Source organism: Pseudomonas delhiensis (genome assembly GCF_900187975.1).
In the GTDB taxonomy this organism is placed as follows: domain Bacteria; phylum Pseudomonadota; class Gammaproteobacteria; order Pseudomonadales; family Pseudomonadaceae; genus Pseudomonas; species Pseudomonas delhiensis.
Genome location: NZ_FZPC01000004.1, coordinates 150,805 through 169,517 on the forward strand (window position 1 = coordinate 150,805; position 18,713 = coordinate 169,517).

General features: G+C 69.3%; 12 protein-coding genes. 3 read left to right on the top strand and 9 right to left on the bottom strand.

The features are described 5' to 3' along the window. Nucleotides 1–402: 402 nt before the first annotated feature. From CHC02_RS05020 to CHC02_RS05035, 4 genes are all read right to left on the bottom strand, one after another. Nucleotides 403–1,830, bottom strand: a complete 1,428-nt coding sequence (locus CHC02_RS05020; protein ID WP_089390406.1) for an efflux transporter outer membrane subunit — start codon at nt 1,828–1,830, stop codon at nt 403–405. Then, entirely contained in the window at nt 1,827–2,894 is a 1,068-nt protein-coding gene (locus CHC02_RS05025; protein WP_089390407.1) for an HlyD family secretion protein, read from the bottom strand. Before CHC02_RS05025 ends, CHC02_RS05020 begins: the two co-directional genes overlap by 4 nt. A 17-nt stretch (nt 2,895–2,911) precedes the next feature. Beyond that, nucleotides 2,912–4,483 (bottom strand): MFS transporter, encoded by a 1,572-nt coding sequence (locus CHC02_RS05030; protein WP_089390408.1) that lies wholly within the window; start codon nt 4,481–4,483, stop codon nt 2,912–2,914. 157 nt (nt 4,484–4,640) lie between these two features. Continuing rightward, nucleotides 4,641–5,564, bottom strand: a complete 924-nt coding sequence (locus CHC02_RS05035; RefSeq protein WP_089390409.1) for a LysR family transcriptional regulator — start codon at nt 5,562–5,564, stop codon at nt 4,641–4,643. A 145-nt stretch (nt 5,565–5,709) separates the two neighbouring features. Here CHC02_RS05035 and CHC02_RS05040 point away from each other — a divergent pair, with 145 nt between their 5' ends. Next, nucleotides 5,710–6,132, top strand: coding sequence for a universal stress protein (locus CHC02_RS05040; protein ID WP_089390410.1), 423 nt, complete (start codon nt 5,710–5,712; stop codon nt 6,130–6,132). A gap of 405 nt (nt 6,133–6,537) precedes the next feature. Here the strand turns inward: CHC02_RS05040 and guaD are convergent, their stop codons facing one another. From guaD to CHC02_RS05065, 5 genes are all read right to left on the bottom strand, one after another. Continuing rightward, entirely contained in the window at nt 6,538–7,836 is a 1,299-nt protein-coding gene (gene guaD / locus CHC02_RS05045; protein WP_089390411.1) for a guanine deaminase, read from the bottom strand. A 62-nt stretch (nt 7,837–7,898) separates the two neighbouring features. Next, complete coding sequence (gene xdhC / locus CHC02_RS05050; protein WP_089390412.1) at nt 7,899–8,750, bottom strand: xanthine dehydrogenase accessory protein XdhC; 852 nt, start codon at nt 8,748–8,750, stop codon at nt 7,899–7,901. 193 nt (nt 8,751–8,943) lie between these two features. Continuing rightward, entirely contained in the window at nt 8,944–11,334 is a 2,391-nt protein-coding gene (xdhB, locus tag CHC02_RS05055) for a xanthine dehydrogenase molybdopterin binding subunit (RefSeq protein ID WP_089390413.1), read from the bottom strand. After that, entirely contained in the window at nt 11,327–12,790 is a 1,464-nt protein-coding gene (xdhA, locus tag CHC02_RS05060; protein ID WP_089390414.1) for a xanthine dehydrogenase small subunit, read from the bottom strand. The genes xdhB and xdhA overlap by 8 nt, the downstream gene beginning before the upstream one ends. Nucleotides 12,791–13,196: 406 nt before the next feature. Continuing rightward, nucleotides 13,197–14,330: an alkane 1-monooxygenase gene (locus tag CHC02_RS05065; protein WP_089390415.1), complete on the bottom strand. Its 1,134-nt coding sequence runs from the start codon at nt 14,328–14,330 to the stop codon at nt 13,197–13,199. Nucleotides 14,331–14,504: 174 nt separating this feature from the next. On the opposite strand from CHC02_RS05065, the gene CHC02_RS05070 reads away from it, so the two are divergent. Both CHC02_RS05070 and smc read left to right on the top strand, forming a co-directional pair. Next, nucleotides 14,505–15,164 (top strand): GntR family transcriptional regulator, encoded by a 660-nt coding sequence (locus CHC02_RS05070; protein ID WP_089390416.1) that lies wholly within the window; start codon nt 14,505–14,507, stop codon nt 15,162–15,164. 10 nt (nt 15,165–15,174) lie between these two features. Then, on the top strand, nt 15,175–18,663 hold the full coding sequence (gene smc, locus CHC02_RS05075; RefSeq protein ID WP_089390417.1) for a chromosome segregation protein SMC: 3,489 nt from the start codon (nt 15,175–15,177) through the stop codon (nt 18,661–18,663). The last annotated feature ends 50 nt before the right edge of the window (nt 18,664–18,713 follow it).

Sequence of the window (18,713 nt, forward strand, 5' to 3'; positions counted from 1 at the left end):
TTGTAGGATCGAGGGGACGCCCAGTTCTTGCTCACGAATGGAGTTTCCCGGAGGCTGCGGTGTCTCGGGTTGACTCCGTTCCCTCTCCCTAACCCTCGGCTGCGCGCCCCGCCCTGAAGGGAGAGGGGACCGTTCGGAGCTGGGCGATAGTCAGGCGTCAGCCGGTAATTACAGGAGTACTCTGTTATTTCAGCTGGCAGAGGACTAGCCCCCTCTCCCGCTTGCGGGAGAGGGCTGGGGAGAGGGTGCTCTCGCATCGCACAGAGCCCCCGGCAAGCGTAGGGCGTACAACCGTTCGCGGTTGTACGCCGTTACACCCATCTCGCTCCCGGCTTCGAGGCCGAGGCCGGAGCTGCGTGGGGCCAAGGTCAGGCGGCGGATAACCGCGAACGGTTATTCGCCCTACGATCCCGCGGGCTCCTGCTCCCACCCGCCCCCCAACGCCTTGTACAACAGCGCCAGGTTCACCCCCACCGCCTCGCTACTGCGCACCTGGCGTTCCTCGCTGGCCAGCAGTTCGCGCTGGGCGCTCAGCACGTTGAGGAAGTCCACCGCGCCGGCCTTGTACTGCTCGCGGGCATTGGCCAGGGCCGTGCGGCCGTGTTCCACCGCCTCGTCCAGGGCCGCCAGCTCGCGCTGGTCGGCGGCGTAGTCGTTGAGCGCGTCGTCCACCTCGCGCCAGGCGTTGAGCACCGTGCGCCGGTAGGCGATGGCCGCTTCCTGCTGCTGGGCCTCGCGCAGGGCGAGCGTGCCCTTCAGCCGGCCGCCCTCGAAGATCGGCAGGCGCAGGCTGGGGCCGATGCCGAAGGTGCGGCTGTTCCAGTCGCCGAAGTTGGCCAGTTGCAGGGCCTGGAAGCCGAAGTCGCCGTTGAGGCTGATACGTGGGTAGAAGTCCGCCCGGGCCACGCCGATGCTGGCGGTGGCGGCGTGCAGCACGGCCTCGGCCTGGCGGATGTCCGGGCGGCGCCGGGCCAGCTCCGCGGGCAGGCCCACCGGCACCGCTTGCGGCGGGCGCGGGATGGGCCTGGCCTGCGCCAGCTCGCCGGCCAGGGCGCCGGGTTCCTCGCCGAGCAGGTAGGCCAGGGCGTTGAGCAGGCGCGCCTGGCGCTTCTGGCTGCCGGGCAGCTGCGACTCGATGACCGCCACCTGGGCCTTGGCCTCGGCGACGTCCAGCTCGGTGGCCACGCCCTCGGCGCGGCGCAGCTGGGTCAGCTCCAGGCTGTGCCGGGCGATGTCCAGGTTGCCGCGCAGGATCGCCTCGCGGCCCTGTTCGCCGCGCAGCTGCACGTAGTCGCGGGCGCTTTCGGCCAGTACCGCCACCAGCACGTCATGGCGGCTTTCCTCGCTGGCCCGCACCTGCGCCTCGGCGGCCTCCAGCTCGCGGCGCACGCGGCCCCACAGGTCCAGCTCCCAGCTCAGGGTGAAGCCGGCGTCGAGCTGGTTGAAGTTGTGCCGGCCGCCCTCGCCGGACGGGTCGGACAGGCCCACCTCGCTATTGCGCTGGCGTGCATAGCCGGCGTTGCCGTCCACCTGCGGCACGGCGTCGGCGCCCAGGGCCTGGCGGATCGCGCGGCTCTGCTCCAGGCGCGCGGCGGCGGCCTGCAGGTCGAGGTTGCCGGCGGCCACGCGGGCCTGCAGGCGGTCCAGCTGCGGGTCGTCGAACAGGCGCCACCAGCGGCTTTCCACGGCGCCGTCGGCGGGGCGGCTGGCGACGTCGTCGCCCTTGGCGTTCCAGGCGGCCGGCGCCTGGGCGTCGGGCCGGCGGAAGTCCGGGCCGAGCGTGCAGGCGCCCAGGGCCAGGCAGGCGAGCAGGAGCGGGGCGTGCTTCATTGCGCGGCCACCCGTTCGCCGCCGGCGGAGGCGGTGTCGATGCTGGCGACCACCGACATGCCCACGCGCAGGTGGGCCAGCAGCGCCTGGTCCGGCTCCAGGACGATCTTCACCGGGATGCGCTGCACCACCTTGGTGAAGTTGCCGGTGGCGTTGTCCGGGGCGATGGGCGCGAAGCTCAGGCCGGTGGCCGGGGCGATGCTGTCGACGTGGCCGCGCAGCACCGCGCCGGGGAAGGTGTCGACGCGCACGCTGACGGCCTGGCCGGGGCGCACCTCGGTGAGCTGGGTTTCCTGGAAGTTGCCGACCACGTAGGCCTGCTGCAGCGGCACCACCGCCAGCAGCGGGCTGCCCGGGGTGACGTAGGCGCCGACGCGCACGCCGCGGCGGCCGACCATGCCGTCGAAGGGCGCGCGGATCTCGCAGTAGGACAGGTTCAACTGCGCCTGCTCGAGCTGCGCCTGGGTGCGCTGCACCGCGCTCTGCGCCTCCATCTGCTGGGCCTGCAGCACTTCCAGCTGCTTGCGTGCGGCCAGGTGGGCGGCGCGGGCCTTGTCCAGGGCGGCCTGGGCGTTGTCCAGGCGCGAGCGCGCCTGCTGGGCGTTCTGCAGGGTGCCGGCGCCCCGGCTGGCGAGGCTCTGGTAGCGCTCCAGCTCCTGGCGGGCGAAGCGCTGGCTGGCCTGGTCGGCCTCGACCTGGGCGGCGCTCTGGGCGATCACCGCCTGCTGGCGCTCCAGGTCGGCGCCGACGTGGCGCAGGCGCGCCCGCGCCGAGAGCAGGTCGGCCTCGGCGGCGGCCAGCGCGGCCCGGTAGTCGCGCGCATCGATGCGCGCCAGCAGCTGGCCGGCCTTCACCGGCTGGTTGTCTTCCACCCGCACGCTTTCCACGGTGCCGGCGACCTTGGGCGCCACCAGGGTGAAGTCGGCGTGCACGTAGGCATCGTCGGTGCTCTGTTCGCGCTCCGGGCCGAGCAGGCGCAGCAGCAGCCAGGCCAGGGCGGCGAGCAGCACGACCGCGGCCAGCAGCAGGCTGGCGCGGCGGGAGGTGAGGGCGGTCTTGGACATGGTGTCTTTTCCGGATTTCAGTGAACGGGGGCGACCGGGCGCGGCGGGTAGACCCGCAGCGGCATCACGGCGATCAGCGGGAGCAGGGCGGCGGCCAGCCAGGCCATGCACCAGAGGGTGTCGGCGGCGGCCAGCACGCTGGCCTGGCCGTGGACCTGGGCGGCCAGGCGCGGCAGCTCGCCGTCGAGCTGGCCGAGGCGCAGGCCCAGGGCCTGGGGCGCGGCGCCGAGGTGGTCGACCAGGCGGTTGGAGTGGTAGTGCTCGCGCCAGGTCATGAGGATGCCCACCAGGCTGCTGCCGACCACCGCGGCGAAGGCCCGCACGCTGTTGAACCAGGCCGAGGCGAAGGGCCCCTCGATGGGCGCCACCACGCTGGTGGCGGACATCAGCAGCGGCACCACCGCCATGGGCTGGCCGACGATCTGCAGGCTGAGCAGCAGGTAGAAGTCGTCCCGCGTCCAGTCGCTGGTCAGCTGGCTCATGCCGTAGGCGGAGAGGCCGCACAGGGCGATGCCGATGGCCAGCACCCAGCGGCAGTCGACGCGGGGGATGTTGCACAGCCCGGCCACCAGTGGCAGCGTCAGCAGCTGCGGCAGGGCCACCAGCAGGGCCATGGGCGCGCTCTGCAGCGGGCGGTAGCCGTGGGCGGCGGCCAGGTACGAGGCCGGCACGCCGGCGCAGGCGCCGAGCACCACCAGGATGCCACCGAGGGTCAGCAGCGAGTGGCTGAGGTTGCGCCGCTTGAGCAGGTCCAGGCGGAAGAACGGCAGCGGGTGCGTCCACTCGTTGAGGAAGAAGGCCACCAGCAGCGCCGCGCCGCCCACCACCAGCAGGGTGGCCAGGTCGGACGCGAACCAGTCCAGGCGCTCGCCCTGCAGCAGGCCCAGCACCAGCATGAGGATGCCCGGCAGGCCGAGGGCCACGCCTATCCAGTCGAACTGGCGGAAGCGTTCCAGGCGCGGCGGGTCCTGGGGGATGCCCCAGGCCACCGCGGCCAGGGCGAAGGCGCACAGCGGGATGACCTGCCAGAACACCCACTGCCAGCCGACGTACTCGGTCCACAGCGCCGCCAGCGGCATGCCCAGGTTGGGCGCGAAGGTGGCGGTCAGGGCATAGGCGCCCAGGCCGTAGAGCTTGATGCCCGGCGGCAGGAAGCGCAGCGCCACTGTCATCAGCATCGGCGGCAGGCAGCCGCCGGCCAGGCCCTGCAGGGCGCGCAGCAGGTACAGCGTCTGCACGTTGGGGGCGAAGGGGCAGAGCAGCGCCAGCAGGGCGAAGGCGACGATGGCGCCGAGGGTGAAGCGGCGCAGCGAGAAGGTCACCGAGAACCAGGGCGCGAAGGCCATGGCGGCGACCTGGAAGGCGGCGTACAGCGCCAGCAGCCAGGTGCCTTCGTCGTGGCCGATGGCCAGGGCGCCGCGCACGTCGGTCATCGCCAGGTCGGTGACCTTGTCGTTGAGCCCGGCGCTGAGCGAGGCGACCAGCACGCCGAGCATGCCTACCAGGATGCGCGGGCCGAAGGGCTGCGCGGCGGGCCTGGCCGGCTGGGCGGCGGAGGGGGTGGCGAGCGGAGTGAGTGCGGCGGTCATGGCCGGGCCTCGCGAAGGAGGCCGCGGGCCGCGCACGGGGTCGGGCAAGGCATGGCGTCACTGGATTCTGGTGTTTGGCCCAGTCTAGGGAGCGCCGATCAGTGTGAAAATTGAAATGTCCAAAACAAATCAGTGCGTTCCATGCACTGATTGGTCGTCACGGCAGCACGCCCGAGCTTTCCCGCAGCTCGGTGCACACCCGCTTCACCGTCTGCCGCAGCCAGCGGTGCGCCGGGTCGTTGTCGAAGCGCGGGTGCCAGGCCTGGATCACCACCACCGTCTTCAGCGGCAGCGGGATGTCGAACTTGCGCAGGGCCAGGCCCAGGCGGTCCAGGCGCCACAGCGAATGCTCGGCGATGGGCAGCACCAGGTCGGACTCCAGCAGGGCGAAGATCGAGGAATGGAAGGTCGGGGTGATCAGGCGGATGTCGCGGCGCAGGCCGAGGTCGGCCAGGGCATCGTCCAGCGGCCCGGTGGCGCGGCCGCGGCGCGACACGCTGATCTGCGGGTAGGCGACGAAGCGCTCGGGGGTGATCTCGCCGTCGAAGATGGGGTGGTCGCGCCGGGCCAGGCCGACGAAGCTGGTGGTGAACAGCGTCTGGGTGCGGATTTCCGGCTCCAGGGTGGAGGTGGCGCCGAGGTAGAGGTCGATGCGGTTCTGCCGCAGGGCCTCGTCGTCGATGTCCGCCTCCGGGACCAGGCGCAGGGTGCAGCGCGGCGCCTCCTCGCGCATCACCGCCAGCATGCGCGCGGCGAAGCCGCCCACCAGCACGTTGTTCGAGCGCAGCACGAAGCAGCGCTCCAGCTGGTCCAGGCGCAGGTTCTCGCGGGCATTGAACAGGCCGGTGGCCTGCTCCACCAGGTGCGCCACTTCCTCGCGCAGCTGCAGGGCCCGCGGGGTGGGCACCAGGTTGCGCCCGGCGCGGACCATGATGGGGTCGCCCACCGCCTCGCGGATGCGCCCCAGGGTACGGCTCATGGCCGGCGGGCTGAGGTGCAGGCGGCGCGCGGCGCCGACCACGCTGCCTTCTTCGAGCAGCACGTTGAGGGCGACCAGCAGGTTGAGGTCGGGCAGGGCCATGGCGCCTCCGGAAGCGTTCGTTGCCGGGGATGCTCGGCCATACGTGCGTCTGGTGCAACTCTGGCGTGCGGCCAAGGTGCCTTTACGCACCTGCCGTGGGGCCGAAGAATGACCGGCGTTCGCCGTTACAGAAGAGGAAGGCCCTATGTTCGAACGCATCCTGGTTGCCATCGATGGCGCGCCCCAGTCGCAGCGGATCGTCGCCCTGGCCGCGGAGATGGCCGAGGTCGGCGCGCCGCACCTGGAGGTGGTCTGCGTGGTCGACCGCGCCTTCGCCCTGCCGCAGCCGGACGTGCTCGACTACCCGCCGGCCGAGCACGAGCAGCACGAGGCCCAGGCCCTGGTGGAAGCCGCCATCGCGCAGCTGCCGGCGGGCCGCGCCACGGGGAGGGTGCTGGCCGGCGACCCGGCGCGGACCATCCTGCGCGAGGCCGAGCGCCTGGGCTGCGACCTGATCGTCATCGGTCATCGCCACCTGGGGCGCATCGAGCGTCTGCTGGACCCGTCGGTGGGGCAGCGGGTGATCGAGCGGGCGCCCTGCCCGGTGCTGGTGGAGGTGCGGGGGTAGCGGGGCGGGGGCTTTTCGTCGGAGCGAGGGGGACGCCTAGTTCTTGCTCGCGGATGGTGTTTCCCGGTGGCTGCGGTGCTCTGTGGGGATTCCGCTCCCTCACCCTAACCCTCTCCCGCAAGCGGGAGAGGGGACCGTTCGGCGTGAAGCGATATTCCGAATCTCATTGGTGCGCTCATTCGCGCCTGATGTCTCAATGAGGCACGGCCCCACCATCGGCACGGACAAGCCCCCTCTCCCTTCAGGGAGAGGGTTGGGGAGAGGGGCTCTTGCATGGCACGAAGCCCCGGCGGATAACGCCTGGGGCGTTATGCGCCCTACGGTTCGGCTCTGGGGCGGCGGGATAAAAGCGGCCCCGCCGGCGGGTGGTCCTGAGCGAGGGCCCGGCCGGCGCGACCGTAAGGGTCAGCCGCGCTGGTGCACCGCGCGGCCGTGGGCGTAGGTCGCGCGCACCGCGCGGTCGTCGCCGAGGATGATCAGGGCGAAGAGCTTTTCCTCCAGGCTCTTCGCCTGGCGCAGGCGGTAGTCCAGCAGCGGGGTGGCCTTGTAGTCCAGCACCACGAAGTCCGCCTCGTTGCCCCGGGCGAAGCTGCCCACCTTGTCCTGCAGTTCCAGCGCGCGGGCGCCGCCGAGGGTGGCCAGGTACAGCGACTTGAAGGGGTCGAGCTTGATGCCCTGCAACTGCATCACCTTGTAGGCCTCGTTCAGCGACTGCAGCTGGGAGAAGCTGGTGCCGGCGCCGACGTCGGTGCCCAGGCCGACCTTGACCTTGTGCTTCTCAAGCTTCGCCAGGTCGAACAGGCCGCTGCCCAGGAACAGGTTCGAGGTGGGGCAGAAGGCCACCGCCGAGCCGGTCTCGGCCAGGCGCTGGCACTCGCCGTCGCACAGGTGCACGCCGTGGGCGAACACCGAGCGCGCGCCGAGCAGGCCGTGGTGGTCGTAGACGTCCAGGTAGCCGCTGCGCTCGGGGAACAGTTCCTTCACCCACTCGATCTCCTTGCGGTTCTCCGACAGGTGGGTGTGCAGGTACACGCCCGGGTGCTCCCTGAGCAGGCGCCCGGCGGCGTCCAGCTGTTCCGGGGTGCTGGTCGGGGCGAAGCGCGGGGTCACCGCGTAGAGCAGGCGGCCCTTGCCGTGCCAGCGCTCGATCAGCGCCTTGCTGTCGCGGTAGCTGCTCTCGGCGGTGTCGGTCAGGTAGTCCGGGGCGTTGCGGTCCATCATCACCTTGCCGGCGATCAGCCGCAGGTCGAGCTTCTCGGCAGCGCCGAACAGCGCGTCCACCGACTGCGGGTGCACGCTGCCGAACACCAGGGCGGTGGTGGTGCCGTTGCGCAGCAGCTCCTTGAGGAAGATGCCGGCGACGTCGGCGGCGTGGGCCGGGTCGGCGAACTGCTTCTCGGTGGGGAAGGTGTAGGTGTTCAGCCAGTCCAGCAGCTGCTCGCCATAGGAGGCGATCATGCCGGTCTGCGGGTAGTGGATGTGGGTGTCGATGAAGCCGGGGGTGATGAGCGCGTCGCGGTATTCCACCACCTCGACGCCACCCAGTTGCGGCAGCAGTTCGGCGGCGTGGCCGAGGCGCGCGACCTTGCCGTCCTCCACCAGCAGGATGCCGTCCTCGAAGTACTGGTAGGACTGCTCGACGCCCACTTCGGCGGGGTCGGCGACGCTGTGCAGGATGCTGGCGCGGTAGGCTGTGGTTGTCATGCTGTTCTCTCGATCTGGGAATCGATGGGTATCGCTGTGCTCCACCCATCACGGACTCTATGTCAGGCACCGCTCTCGGCGGTACGCGCCCGGCGGCTGCTGGGTAGCAGCCGGGATACGCTGTTCTCGCCGCTGGCCTTTTCCTGGCCGAAGGTGGCGTTGTAGGTGGCGATCACTTCGCCGGCGATGGACACGGCGATTTCCACCGGCAGCTTGCCCTTCACCTCGGCGATGCCCATGGGGCAGCGCATGCGCTGCACGGTTTCGGCGGCGAAGCCGCGGTCGCGCAGGCGGTGCTCGAACTTGGCGCGCTTGGTGTCCGAGCCGATCAGGCCAAAGTAGCCGAAGTCGTTGCGCCTGAGTATCGCCGCGGTCAGCTCCAGGTCCAGCGCGTGGTTGTGGGTCATGACGATGTAGTAGCTGCCCGCCGGCATATTCTCGACCTCGTCGAGCACTTCGTCATTCAGTACCTTCTCCACCCCGGCCGGAATCGCCTCGGGGAATTCGGCGTCGCGCGAGTCGATCCAGCGCACCTTGCACGGCAGGTTGGCCAGCAGCGGCACCAGCGCGCGGCCGACGTGGCCGGCGCCGAACACCGCGATGTGCGCCTGGGGCTGGCCCATGGGCTCGAACAGCAGCACGGTGGCGCCGCCGCAGCACTGGCCGAGGCTGGCGCCCAGGCTGAAGCGCTCCAGGCGCGGCTGCTGGCTGCGCTGCTGGAGCATCTCGCGGGCGATCCGCTGGGCCTTGTACTCCAGGTGGCCGCCGCCGATGGTGTCGTACAGCTTCTCGGCGCTGACCACCATCTTCGAGCCGGCGTTGCGCGGCGTGGAGCCAAGCTCCTCGATGATGGTCACCAGCACGGCGGCTTCGCCGCGTTGCTGCAGGTCGGCGAGGGCGCTGATCCAGTTCATGGCGTCTACCTCGGAAGGTTCATGGAGCGTAGGGCGTACAACCGTTCGCGGTTGTACGCCGATACACCTTGTTTATCGTCAACTTCGTGGTCGAGCCTGGCGCGGCCTGCAACAGGTGTTTCGGGCTGGCTTCGAGCGAGGTGTGGCCACGGTCAAGCGGCGGATAACCGCGAACGGTTATCCGCCCTACGGGTCATGCCGGTTCGGCGGTGGTTTGTGGTTCAGCGGCCTGCTCGGCCTTCAACCTGCGCATCTGCTCCACCCCCCAGAGCACCCGCTCCGGCGTCGCCGGCGCGTCGATCCGTGGTTGCACGCGGTAGTCCGCCAGGCTGGCCACGGCGTCCTTGATGGCGCAGAACACCGAGATGCCGAGCATGAACGGCGGCTCGCCCACGGCCTTGGAGTGGAACACCGTCTGCTCCGGGTTCTTGCGGTTCTCCACCAGCTTCACCCGCAAGTCCAGCGGCATGTCGGCGATGGCCGGGATCTTGTAGCTGGCCGGGCCGTTGGTCATGAGCTTGCCCTTGGCGTTCCACACCAGCTCTTCCATGGTCAGCCAGCCCATGCCCTGGACGAAGCCGCCCTCCACCTGGCCGATGTCGATGGCCGGGTTCAGCGAGTCGCCGACGTCGTGGAGGATGTCGGTGCGCAGCATGCGGTACTCGCCGGTGAGGGTGTCGACTATCACCTCCGAGCAGGACACGCCGAAGGCGAAGTAGTAGAACGGCCGGCCGGCGGCCTTCTCGCGGTCGTAGTAGATCTTCGGAGTGCGGTAGAAGCCGGTGGAGGACAGCGACACCTGGCCGAAGTAGGCCTGCTGGATCAGCTCTTCGAAGGGCACGATCAGGTCGCGGATGCGCACCTGGTTGTTGCGGAACTCGACGTCCTCCTCGGTGACCTTCCAGTGCCTGGCGGCGAACTCCACCAGGCGCTGTTTGATGGTCTCGGCGGCGTTCTGCGCGGCCTTGCCGTTCAGGTCGGCGCCGCTGGAGGCGGCGGTCGGCGAGGTGTTGGGCACCTTGTCGGTGTTGGTCGCGGTGATCTGCACGCGGTCGATGTCGACCTGGAAGACTTCCGCCACCACCTGCGCCACCTTGGTGTTCAGGCCCTGGCCCATCTCGGTGCCGCCGTGGTTCAGGTGGATGCTGCCGTCGGTGTAGATGTGGATCAGCGCGCCGGCCTGGTTGAGGAAGGTGGCGGTGAAGCTGATGCCGAACTTCACCGGGGTCAGCGCCAGGCCCTTCTTGAGCACCGGGCTGTTCGCGTTGAACGCGCGGATCTCGGCGCGGCGCCTGGCGTACTCGGCGCTGGCTTCCAGCTCGGCGGTCATTTCCTCCAGCAGGTTGTGCTCCACCTGCTGGTAGTAGTGGGTAATGTTGCGCTCGTCCTTGCCGTAGTAGTTGCGCTTGCGCACTTCCAGCGGGTCCTTGCCCAGGTGGCGGGCCACGGCGTCCATCACTTCCTCGATGGCGACCATCCCCTGCGGGCCGCCGAAGCCGCGGTAGGCGGTGTTGGAGGCGGTGTTGGTCTTGCAGCGGTGGCCGTTGATGGTGGCGTTGCCGAGGAAGTAGGCGTTGTCCGAGTGGAACATGGCGCGGTCGACGATGGAGCCGGAGAGGTCCGGCGAGTAGCCGCAGTTGCCGGCCAGCTCGATCTGGATGCCGTGCAGCAGGCCGTCGTCGTCGAAGCCCACGTCGTACTCGACGTAGAAGGGGTGGCGCTTGCCGGTCATCTGCATGTCTTCCACCCGCGGCAGGCGCATCTTCGCCGGGCGCCCGGTCAGGCGCGCGATCACCGCGCACAGGCAGGCGGGCGCCGCGGCCTGGGTTTCCTTGCCGCCGAAGCCGCCGCCCATGCGGCGCATGTCGATCACCACCTTGTTGAAGGAGATGCCCAGCACCTCGGCCACCAGCTTCTGCACCTCGGTGGGGTTCTGCGTGGAGGTGTAGACGATCACTCCGCCGTCCTCGCTGGGCATCACCGAGGAAATCTGCGTTTCCAGGTAGAAGTGCTCCTGGCCGCCGATGTGCAGGGTGCCCTGGATGCGGTGCGGCGCGCTCGCCAGTTGCGCGGCGGAATCGCCGATGCGGTGCTGGTGGCTGTCGAGCACGAAGTGCTTCTTGCGCAGCGCTTCGACCACGTCGAGCACCGGTTCCAGGTCCTCGTACTCGATGATCGCGGCCATGGCCGCCTTGCGCGCGGTCTCCAGGCTGTCGGCGGCCACCGCGACGACCATCTGCCCGACGTACTCGACCTTGCCGTCGGCCAGCAGCGGGTCGCCGGCGACCACCGGGCCGATGTCCAACTGGCCGGGCACGTCGTCCTTGGTGATGGCGATGGCCACGCCGGGGAAGTCGTAGCAGGGGCTGACGTCCAGCCGGGTGATGCGCGCGTGGGCGCGGTCGCTCATGCGGGCGTAGACGTGCAGCTGGTTGGGGAATTCCAGGCGGTCGTCGATGTACACCGCCTCGCCGCTGACGTGCTTGGGCGCGCTCTCGTGCTTGACGCTCTTGCCGACGCCGGTGGTGAGGTCGGCGCGGAACAGCGCCTGGAGTTCTTCCTGGGTCTTGTCGTGCTTATGCATATGCGGTCACCCGAGTCACGGCCTGGGGCGCTTCCAGTTCGAGGAAGCATTTGCGCAGCAGGTTCTGCGCGGTGAGCAGGCGGTATTCCTTGCTGGCGCGGAAGTCCGAGAGCGGGGTGAAGTCCTCGCCCAGGGCGATCGCGGCGCGTTCGAAGGTCGCGGCGTTGAACGGCTGGCCGAGCAGCGCCGCCTCGCAGGCGCGGGCGCGCTTGGGGATCGCCGCCATGCCGCCGAAGCCGCTGCGCACGGCGCTGATGCGGCAGTCCTCGACGGTGATGCTGAAGGCCGCGCAGACCGCGGAGATGTCGTCGTCCAGGCGCTTGGACACCTTGTAGGCGCGGAACGCCTGGTTGGCCCGCGGGCGCGGGATGATGACCTTCTCGATGAACTCGCCTTCCTGGCGCGCGGTGACCTTGTAGTCGATGAAGTATTCGTCGAGCGGCAGCTCGCGGCTTTCGCCGCCCTTGCGCAGCACGATGCGCGCGCCCAGGGCGATCAGCAGCGGCGGCGAGTCGCCGATGGGCGAGGCGTTGCCGATGTTGCCGCCGAGGGTGCCCTGGTTGCGAATCTGCAGCGAGGCGAAGCGGTGCAGCAGCTCGCCGAAGTCCGGCCAGTCGTGGGCCAGCGCCTCGTAGCAGTCGGTCAGGGGCGCGGCGGCGCCCAGCTCGATGCGGTCGGCGAGGACTTCGACGCGCTTCATTTCCTCGACATGGCCGACGTAGATCATCACCGGCAGCTCGCGGTGGAACTGGGTGACCTCCAGGGCCAGGTCGGTGCCGCCGGCCAGCAGGCGCGCCTGCGGGTTGGCGCTGTAGAGGTCGGCCAGGTCGGCGATGGTCAGCGGCAGCAGGCAGCGCTTGTCGCCGCTGTTCAGCTCGGCGGTTTCCCGCGGGGCGATGGCCTTGAGCTGGGCGACGATCTGCTCCTGCGCGGCGTCGAACTGGTCCGGGCGCTTCTGGCAGCAGGCCTGCTCGGCGGCGTCGAGGATCGGCCGGTAGCCGGTGCAGCGGCACAGGTTGCCGGCCAGCGCTTCGTGGGCTTCGGCCTTGCGCGCTTCGTGGGTTTCGCCGGTGCTGTTCTTCTGCAGGGCGAACAGCGACATGACGAAGCCGGGGGTGCAGAAGCCGCACTGCGAGCCGTGGCAGTCGACCATGGCCTGCTGCACGCCGTGCAGTTCGCCACGGTGCTTGAGGTCGTCGACCGCGATCAGCTGCTTGCCGTGCAGCGCGGAAACGAAGGTCAGGCAGGCGTTGAGGGTGCGGTAGCGGATGCGTTCGGCGCCCTCGGCACCGACCAGCTCGCCGACCACCACGGTGCAGGCGCCGCAGTCACCGGAGGCGCAGCCCTCCTTGGTGCCGGTCTTGCCGAGGTGCTGGCGCAGGTAGTTGAGCACGGTGAGGTTGGGGTCGAGGCGGTCTTCGACACGCAGCTCGCGGTTGAGCAGGAACCTGATCAAGGCATGCCTCCAGGCTTTCTTGTTGTTGGGCGGGGCGCGATGGAGCTGAATCTAGGAAAAGCTGACTTTTAAGTCAACAAAATTCTGATTTTTCGGTCAGCTATTTCGTAGGAGCGGAAGGGCGGGGCGGATAACCTGGGTCACAGACCGCCCTGATCAACCCCGGAGCCGCCGGGAACCAAGGCCAAACGGCGGATAACGCCGTAGGCGTTATGCGCCCTACGCCAGGCCCGCCCGTAACGTAGGGCGGATAACCGTTCGCGGTTATCCGCCGTTTGACCTTGGCCACACCTCGCCCGGAGTCAGCCCGAAGCGCCTGTTGCAGGTCGCTCTACGCTCCCGGAGGCGCAAAAAAAACGGCAGCCGGGGGTATTCGGCTGCCGCAAAGGCGTGGAACCCGTTGGAATCAGGCGCGCTGGGTGTCGCTCAGCTGGTATTCCTCGCCGGCGTAGTAGGCGCGCACCCGGGGGTTCATCACCGCGCGCCACAGCGGCGGGAACAGCGCCAGGACGATCATCCCGGCGTAGCCGTTGGGCAGTTGCGGGCTGGCGTCGTAGTGGCGCAGCACCTGGTAGCGGCGCTTGGCGTAGGCGTGGTGGTCGGAATGCCGCTGCAGGTGGAAGAGGAACAGGTTGGTCAGCAGGAAGTTGCTGTTCCAGGAATGCTCGTGGGTGGTGCGTTCGTAGCGGCCGTCGTCCAGGCGCCGGCGGTGCAGGCCGTAGTGCTCGACGTAGTTGACGATCTCCAGCAGGGTGAAGGCCATGATCGACTGGCCGATGAAGTAGACCGCGCCGAGCCAGCCGAAGGCCAGGCTGAAGCCGAGCAGGAAGAGCGCGCTGACGGCGTACCACCAGATCAGCTCGTTGCGCCAGTGCAGCGCCGGCAGGCCCTTGCGCTTCAGGCGCTGGGCCTCCAGGCGCCAGGCGTTGAGGAAGTTGTGCTTGTAGGCGTGGGGCAGGAAGGCGTACAGGCTCTGGTCGTAGCGCGAGGAGGAGGCGTCCTCCGGGGTGGAGACGTTCACATGGTGCCCGCGCACATGTTCCACCTTGAACCCGGCGTAGCACACCGCCGCCAGCAGCAGGCCGCCGGCGCGCTGCTCCAGCTGCGGGTCCTTGTGGATCAGCTCGTGGGACACGGTGATGCCGATGGCGCCCATCACCGTGCCCACCGAGAGGATCCAGCCCAGCTTGCCCACCCAGTTCCAGGCTTCATAGTGGGTGATCACCCAGCCGCCGTAGACCAGCATGCCCAGCAGCAGCGGCACGGTCATCAGGCTGAGGAAGCGGTAGTAGCCCTCGCGTTCCAGCACGGGCACTTCGCTGGCCTCGTCGGGGTTGGCCGGGTCGCGGCCGACGATGGCGTCGAGCACGGGGATGACCAGGAACACCACGGCGATGACGAGCCAGGCCCAGGCGTTGGGGTGCTCGCTGCCGTAGGACCACCAGTAGCTCAGCGGGATGCCGAACACCGGCACCAGCCAGATCCAGTAGCCGGCCTTCTTCAGGCTCAGCATCCAGGCAGGGGGGAGGAAGGCGAACATGGGGGTGACTCTCGTTGTAGGATTGTCAGACAATCCTGCGCCCAATCCTTTCTTCCTACGCACCAACCTTCGTTCAGTCGAGCCCCTTGACCGGGGCGTTGCCGGGTAACACCCTGTGTTACACTGCGCGGCCGCAAGCCCCATTCCATCAGCCCTCCAGCGATAAGGACACCCATGACGTTCAAGGCCCCGGACAGCCTGGCTGAGCAGATTGCCCACCACCTCGCCGAACGCATCATCCGGGGCGAGCTCAAGGAACGCGAACGCATCCAGGAGCAGAAGGTCACCCAGGCCCTGAACGTCAGCCGCGGCTCGGTGCGCGAGGCGCTGCTGATCCTCGAGCGCCGCCACCTGGTGGTCATCCTGCCGCGCCGCGGGGCGCAGGTCTCGGAGCTGTCCGCCAGCCACGTCGAAAGCCTCTACGCGCTGGTCATGGAGCTGTACATCCTGCTCGCCGTGGCGGTGGCCCGGACCTGGCGCGAGGAGCGCGACCTGCAGCCGTTCCTGGCCATCCAGCAGCGCCTGCTGGACAACCTGCAGCGCGGCGACATCGACGCCTTCGTCGAATCCAGCTTCGACATCATGCGCGCCGCCTTCCCGTTCGCCGCCAACCCCTACCTGCAGGAAACGGTGGAGAACCTGCTGCCGGCCATCAGCCGCACCTACCACCTGGCCCTGGAGCGGCGCAAAAGCGAGATGAGCCAGTTCCTCGACAGCTTCGCCCGCCTGTTGCAGGCGGTGATCGAGCGCGACGAGGCGGCCATCCGCACGGTGCTGCTGGACTACGGCCGCCACAACAGCCAGCTGGTGCTGGCTGCCCTGGCCGAACGCTGAGGAAGCCCGCATGCGCCTCAAATGCATCAAGCTGGCGGGGTTCAAGTCCTTCGTCGACCCCACCACCGTCGGCTTCCCGAGCAACATGGCCGCCGTGGTCGGCCCCAACGGCTGCGGCAAGTCCAACATCATCGACGCCGTGCGCTGGGTGATGGGCGAGAGTTCGGCGAAGAACCTCCGCGGCGAGTCGATGACCGACGTCATCTTCAACGGCTCCAACACGCGCAAGCCGGTGACCCAGGCGTCCATCGAGCTGATCTTCGACAACACCGACGGCACCCTGGTGGGCGAGTACGCCGCCTACGCCGAGATTTCCATCCGCCGCCGCGTCACCCGCGATGGCCAGAACACCTACTTCCTCAACGGCACCAAGTGCCGGCGCCGCGACATCACCGACATCTTCCTCGGCACCGGCCTGGGCCCGCGCAGCTACTCGATCATCGAGCAGGGCATGATCTCCAAGCTGATCGAGGCCAAGCCGGAGGACCTGCGCAACTTCATCGAGGAAGCCGCCGGCATCTCCAAGTACAAGGAGCGCCGCCGCGAGACCGAGAACCGCATCCGCCGCACCCAGGAGAACCTGGCGCGCCTGACCGACCTGCGCGAGGAGCTGGAGCGCCAGCTCGAACGCCTGCATCGCCAGGCCCAGTCGGCGGAGAAGTACCAGGAATACAAGGCCGAGGAACGCCAGCTCAAGGCCCAGCTGGGCGCCCTGAAATGGCGCGAGCTGAACGAGCAGGTGGGGCAGAAGGAGCGGGTGATCGGCGACCAGGAGGTGGCCTTCGAGGCCCTGGTGGCCGAGCAGCGCAGCGCCGACGCCAGCATCGAGCGCCTGCGCGACGGCCACCACGAGCTGTCCGAGCGCTTCAACCAGGTGCAGGGGCGCTTCTACTCGGTGGGCGGCGACATCGCCCGCGTCGAGCAGAGCATCCAGCACGGCCAGCAGCGCATGCGCCAGCTGCAGGACGACCTGCGCGAGGCCGAGCGCACCCGCCAGGAAACCGAATCGCACCTGGGCCACGACCGCACCCTGCTGGCGACTCTGGCCGAGGAGCTGGACATGCTGGCCCCCGAGCAGGAAACCAGCGCCGCCGCCGCCGAGGAGGCCAGCGCCCTGCTGGAAGCGTCCGAGGCCGGCATGCACGACTGGCAGCAGCGCTGGGACGCCTTCAACCAGCGCAGCGCCGAGCCGCGCCGCGAGGCCGAGGTGCAGCAGTCGAGCATCCAGCACCTGGAGCACAGCCTGGAGCGCCAGGGCGAGCGCGAACGCCGCCTGGCCGAGGAACGCGCGCAACTGGCCGCCGACCCCGAAGGCGCGGCCATCCTCGAGCTGAGCGAACAGCTGGCCGCCGTCGAACTGCAACTGGAAGAACTGCAGGCCGAGGAGCTGGAGCTGGTCGAGCGCCTGGAGCAGGTGCGCCAGGGCCTGCAGGATGGCAACGCCGCGCAGCACCAGGCCCAGGGCGAACTGCAGCGCCTGAATGGCCGCATCGCCTCCCTGGAGGCCCTGCAGCAGGCCGCCCTGGACCCGGGCGCCGGCGCCGCCGACTGGCTGCGCGAGCAGGGCCTGGAGCAGCGCCCGCGCCTGGCCGAAGGCCTGCGCGTGGAGCCGGGCTGGGAGCTGGCGGTGGAAACCGTGCTCGGCGCCGACCTGCACGCCGTGCTGCTGGAGGATTTCGCCGGGCTGCCCTATGCCGGCCTGGAAAAGGGCGAGCTGCGCCTGCTCGACCTGCCGCGCGGCGGCGCCGGTGCCGCCGGCAGCCTGCTGGACAAGGTCAGCGCCGACCACGACCTGTCGCCCTGGCTGGCCGGCGTGCGCCCGGTGGAAAGCCTGGAGCAGGCCCTGGCCCAGCGCGCCGCGCTGGGCGCCGGGCAGAGCCTGGTCAGCCGCGACGGCTACTGGGTCGGCCGGCACTTCCTGCGGGTGCGCCGCGGCGACTCCGCCGAATCCGGCGTGCTGGCCCGCGGCCAGGAGCTGGAGCGGCTGTATGCCGAACGGGAAGAACTGGAAGAGCGCCTGGCCGCCCTGGACGAACAACTGCAAGCCCAGCGCCAGGCCCAGCGCCAGGTCGAAGAGGGCCGCGAGCAACTGCGCCGGCGCATCCAGGAGGAAGGTCGCCGCCATGGCGAGCTGAAGGCCGCGCTCTCGGCCCAGCAGGCCAAGGTCGAACAGTTGACCCTGCGCCGCCGCCGCCTCGACGAGGAACTGGCCGAACTGGCCGAGCAGCGCGCCCTGGAGCAGGAACAGCTGGGCGAGGCGCGCCTGCACCTGCAGGTGGCGCTGGACGCCATGGCCGAGGACACCGGCCGCCGCGAGGCGCTGCTGGCCGAGCGCGACGAGCTGCGCGAGCGTCTCGACCGCATCCGCCAGGACGCCCGCCAGCACAAGGACCACGCCCACCAGCTGGCGGTGCGCGTCGGCTCGCTGAAAGCGCAGCACGAATCCACCCGCCAGGCCCTGGAGCGCCTCGACGTGCAGGCCGTGCGCCTGGTCGAGCGCTGCGAGCAGCTCAGCCTCAACCTGGAGGAGGGCGCCGCCCCCCTGGAAGAGTTGCGCATGCGCCTGGAAGAGCTGCTGGAGCGGCGCATGGGCGTGGAAGAGGAACTCAAGACCGCGCGCCTGACCCTGGAAGACGCCGACCGCCAGCTGCGCGACGCCGAGAAGCGCCGCACCCAGGCCGAGCAGCAGTCGCAGCTGCTGCGCGGCCAGCTGGAGCAGCAGCGCATGGAGTGGCAGGCCCTGACCGTTCGTCGCAAGGCGCTGCAGGAGCAACTCGGCGAGGACGGCTACGACTTGCACACGGTGCTCGGCACCTTGCCCCACGACGCCGCCGAGAAGGTCTGGGAAACCCGCCTGGAGGAACTGGCCGGGCGCATCCAGCGCCTGGGCGCGATCAACCTCGCGGCCATCGACGAATACCAGCAGCAGTCCCAGCGCAAGCGCTACCTGGACGAGCAGAACGACGACCTGGTGGAAGCCCTGGACACCCTGGAGAACGTCATCCGCAAGATCGACAAGGAAACCCGCAACCGCTTCAAGGAAACCTTCGACCAGATCAATGCTGGCCTTCAGGCATTGTTCCCCAAGGTGTTCGGCGGCGGTCACGCCTACCTGGAACTTACCGGCGAAGATCTACTCGATACAGGGGTGGCGATCATGGCGCGCCCGCCGGGCAAGAAGAACAGCACCATCCACCTGCTGTCCGGCGGCGAGAAGGCGCTGACCGCGCTGGCCCTGGTGTTCGCCATCTTCCAGCTCAACCCGGCGCCGTTCTGCATGCTCGACGAGGTCGACGCGCCGCTGGACGACGCCAACGTCGGGCGTTATGCCCGCCTGGTCAAGGAAATGTCCGAGAAAGTGCAGTTCATCTATATCACCCACAACAAGATCGCCATGGAAATGGCCGACCAGTTGATGGGCGTGACCATGCACGAGCCGGGATGTTCGCGCCTGGTGGCGGTCGACGTGGAAGAAGCCGTGGCACTGGCGGAAGCCTGATGAAGTGCCTTCTGGACAAATTTCGTACAGTATTCGTCAGCGCCCGGCGT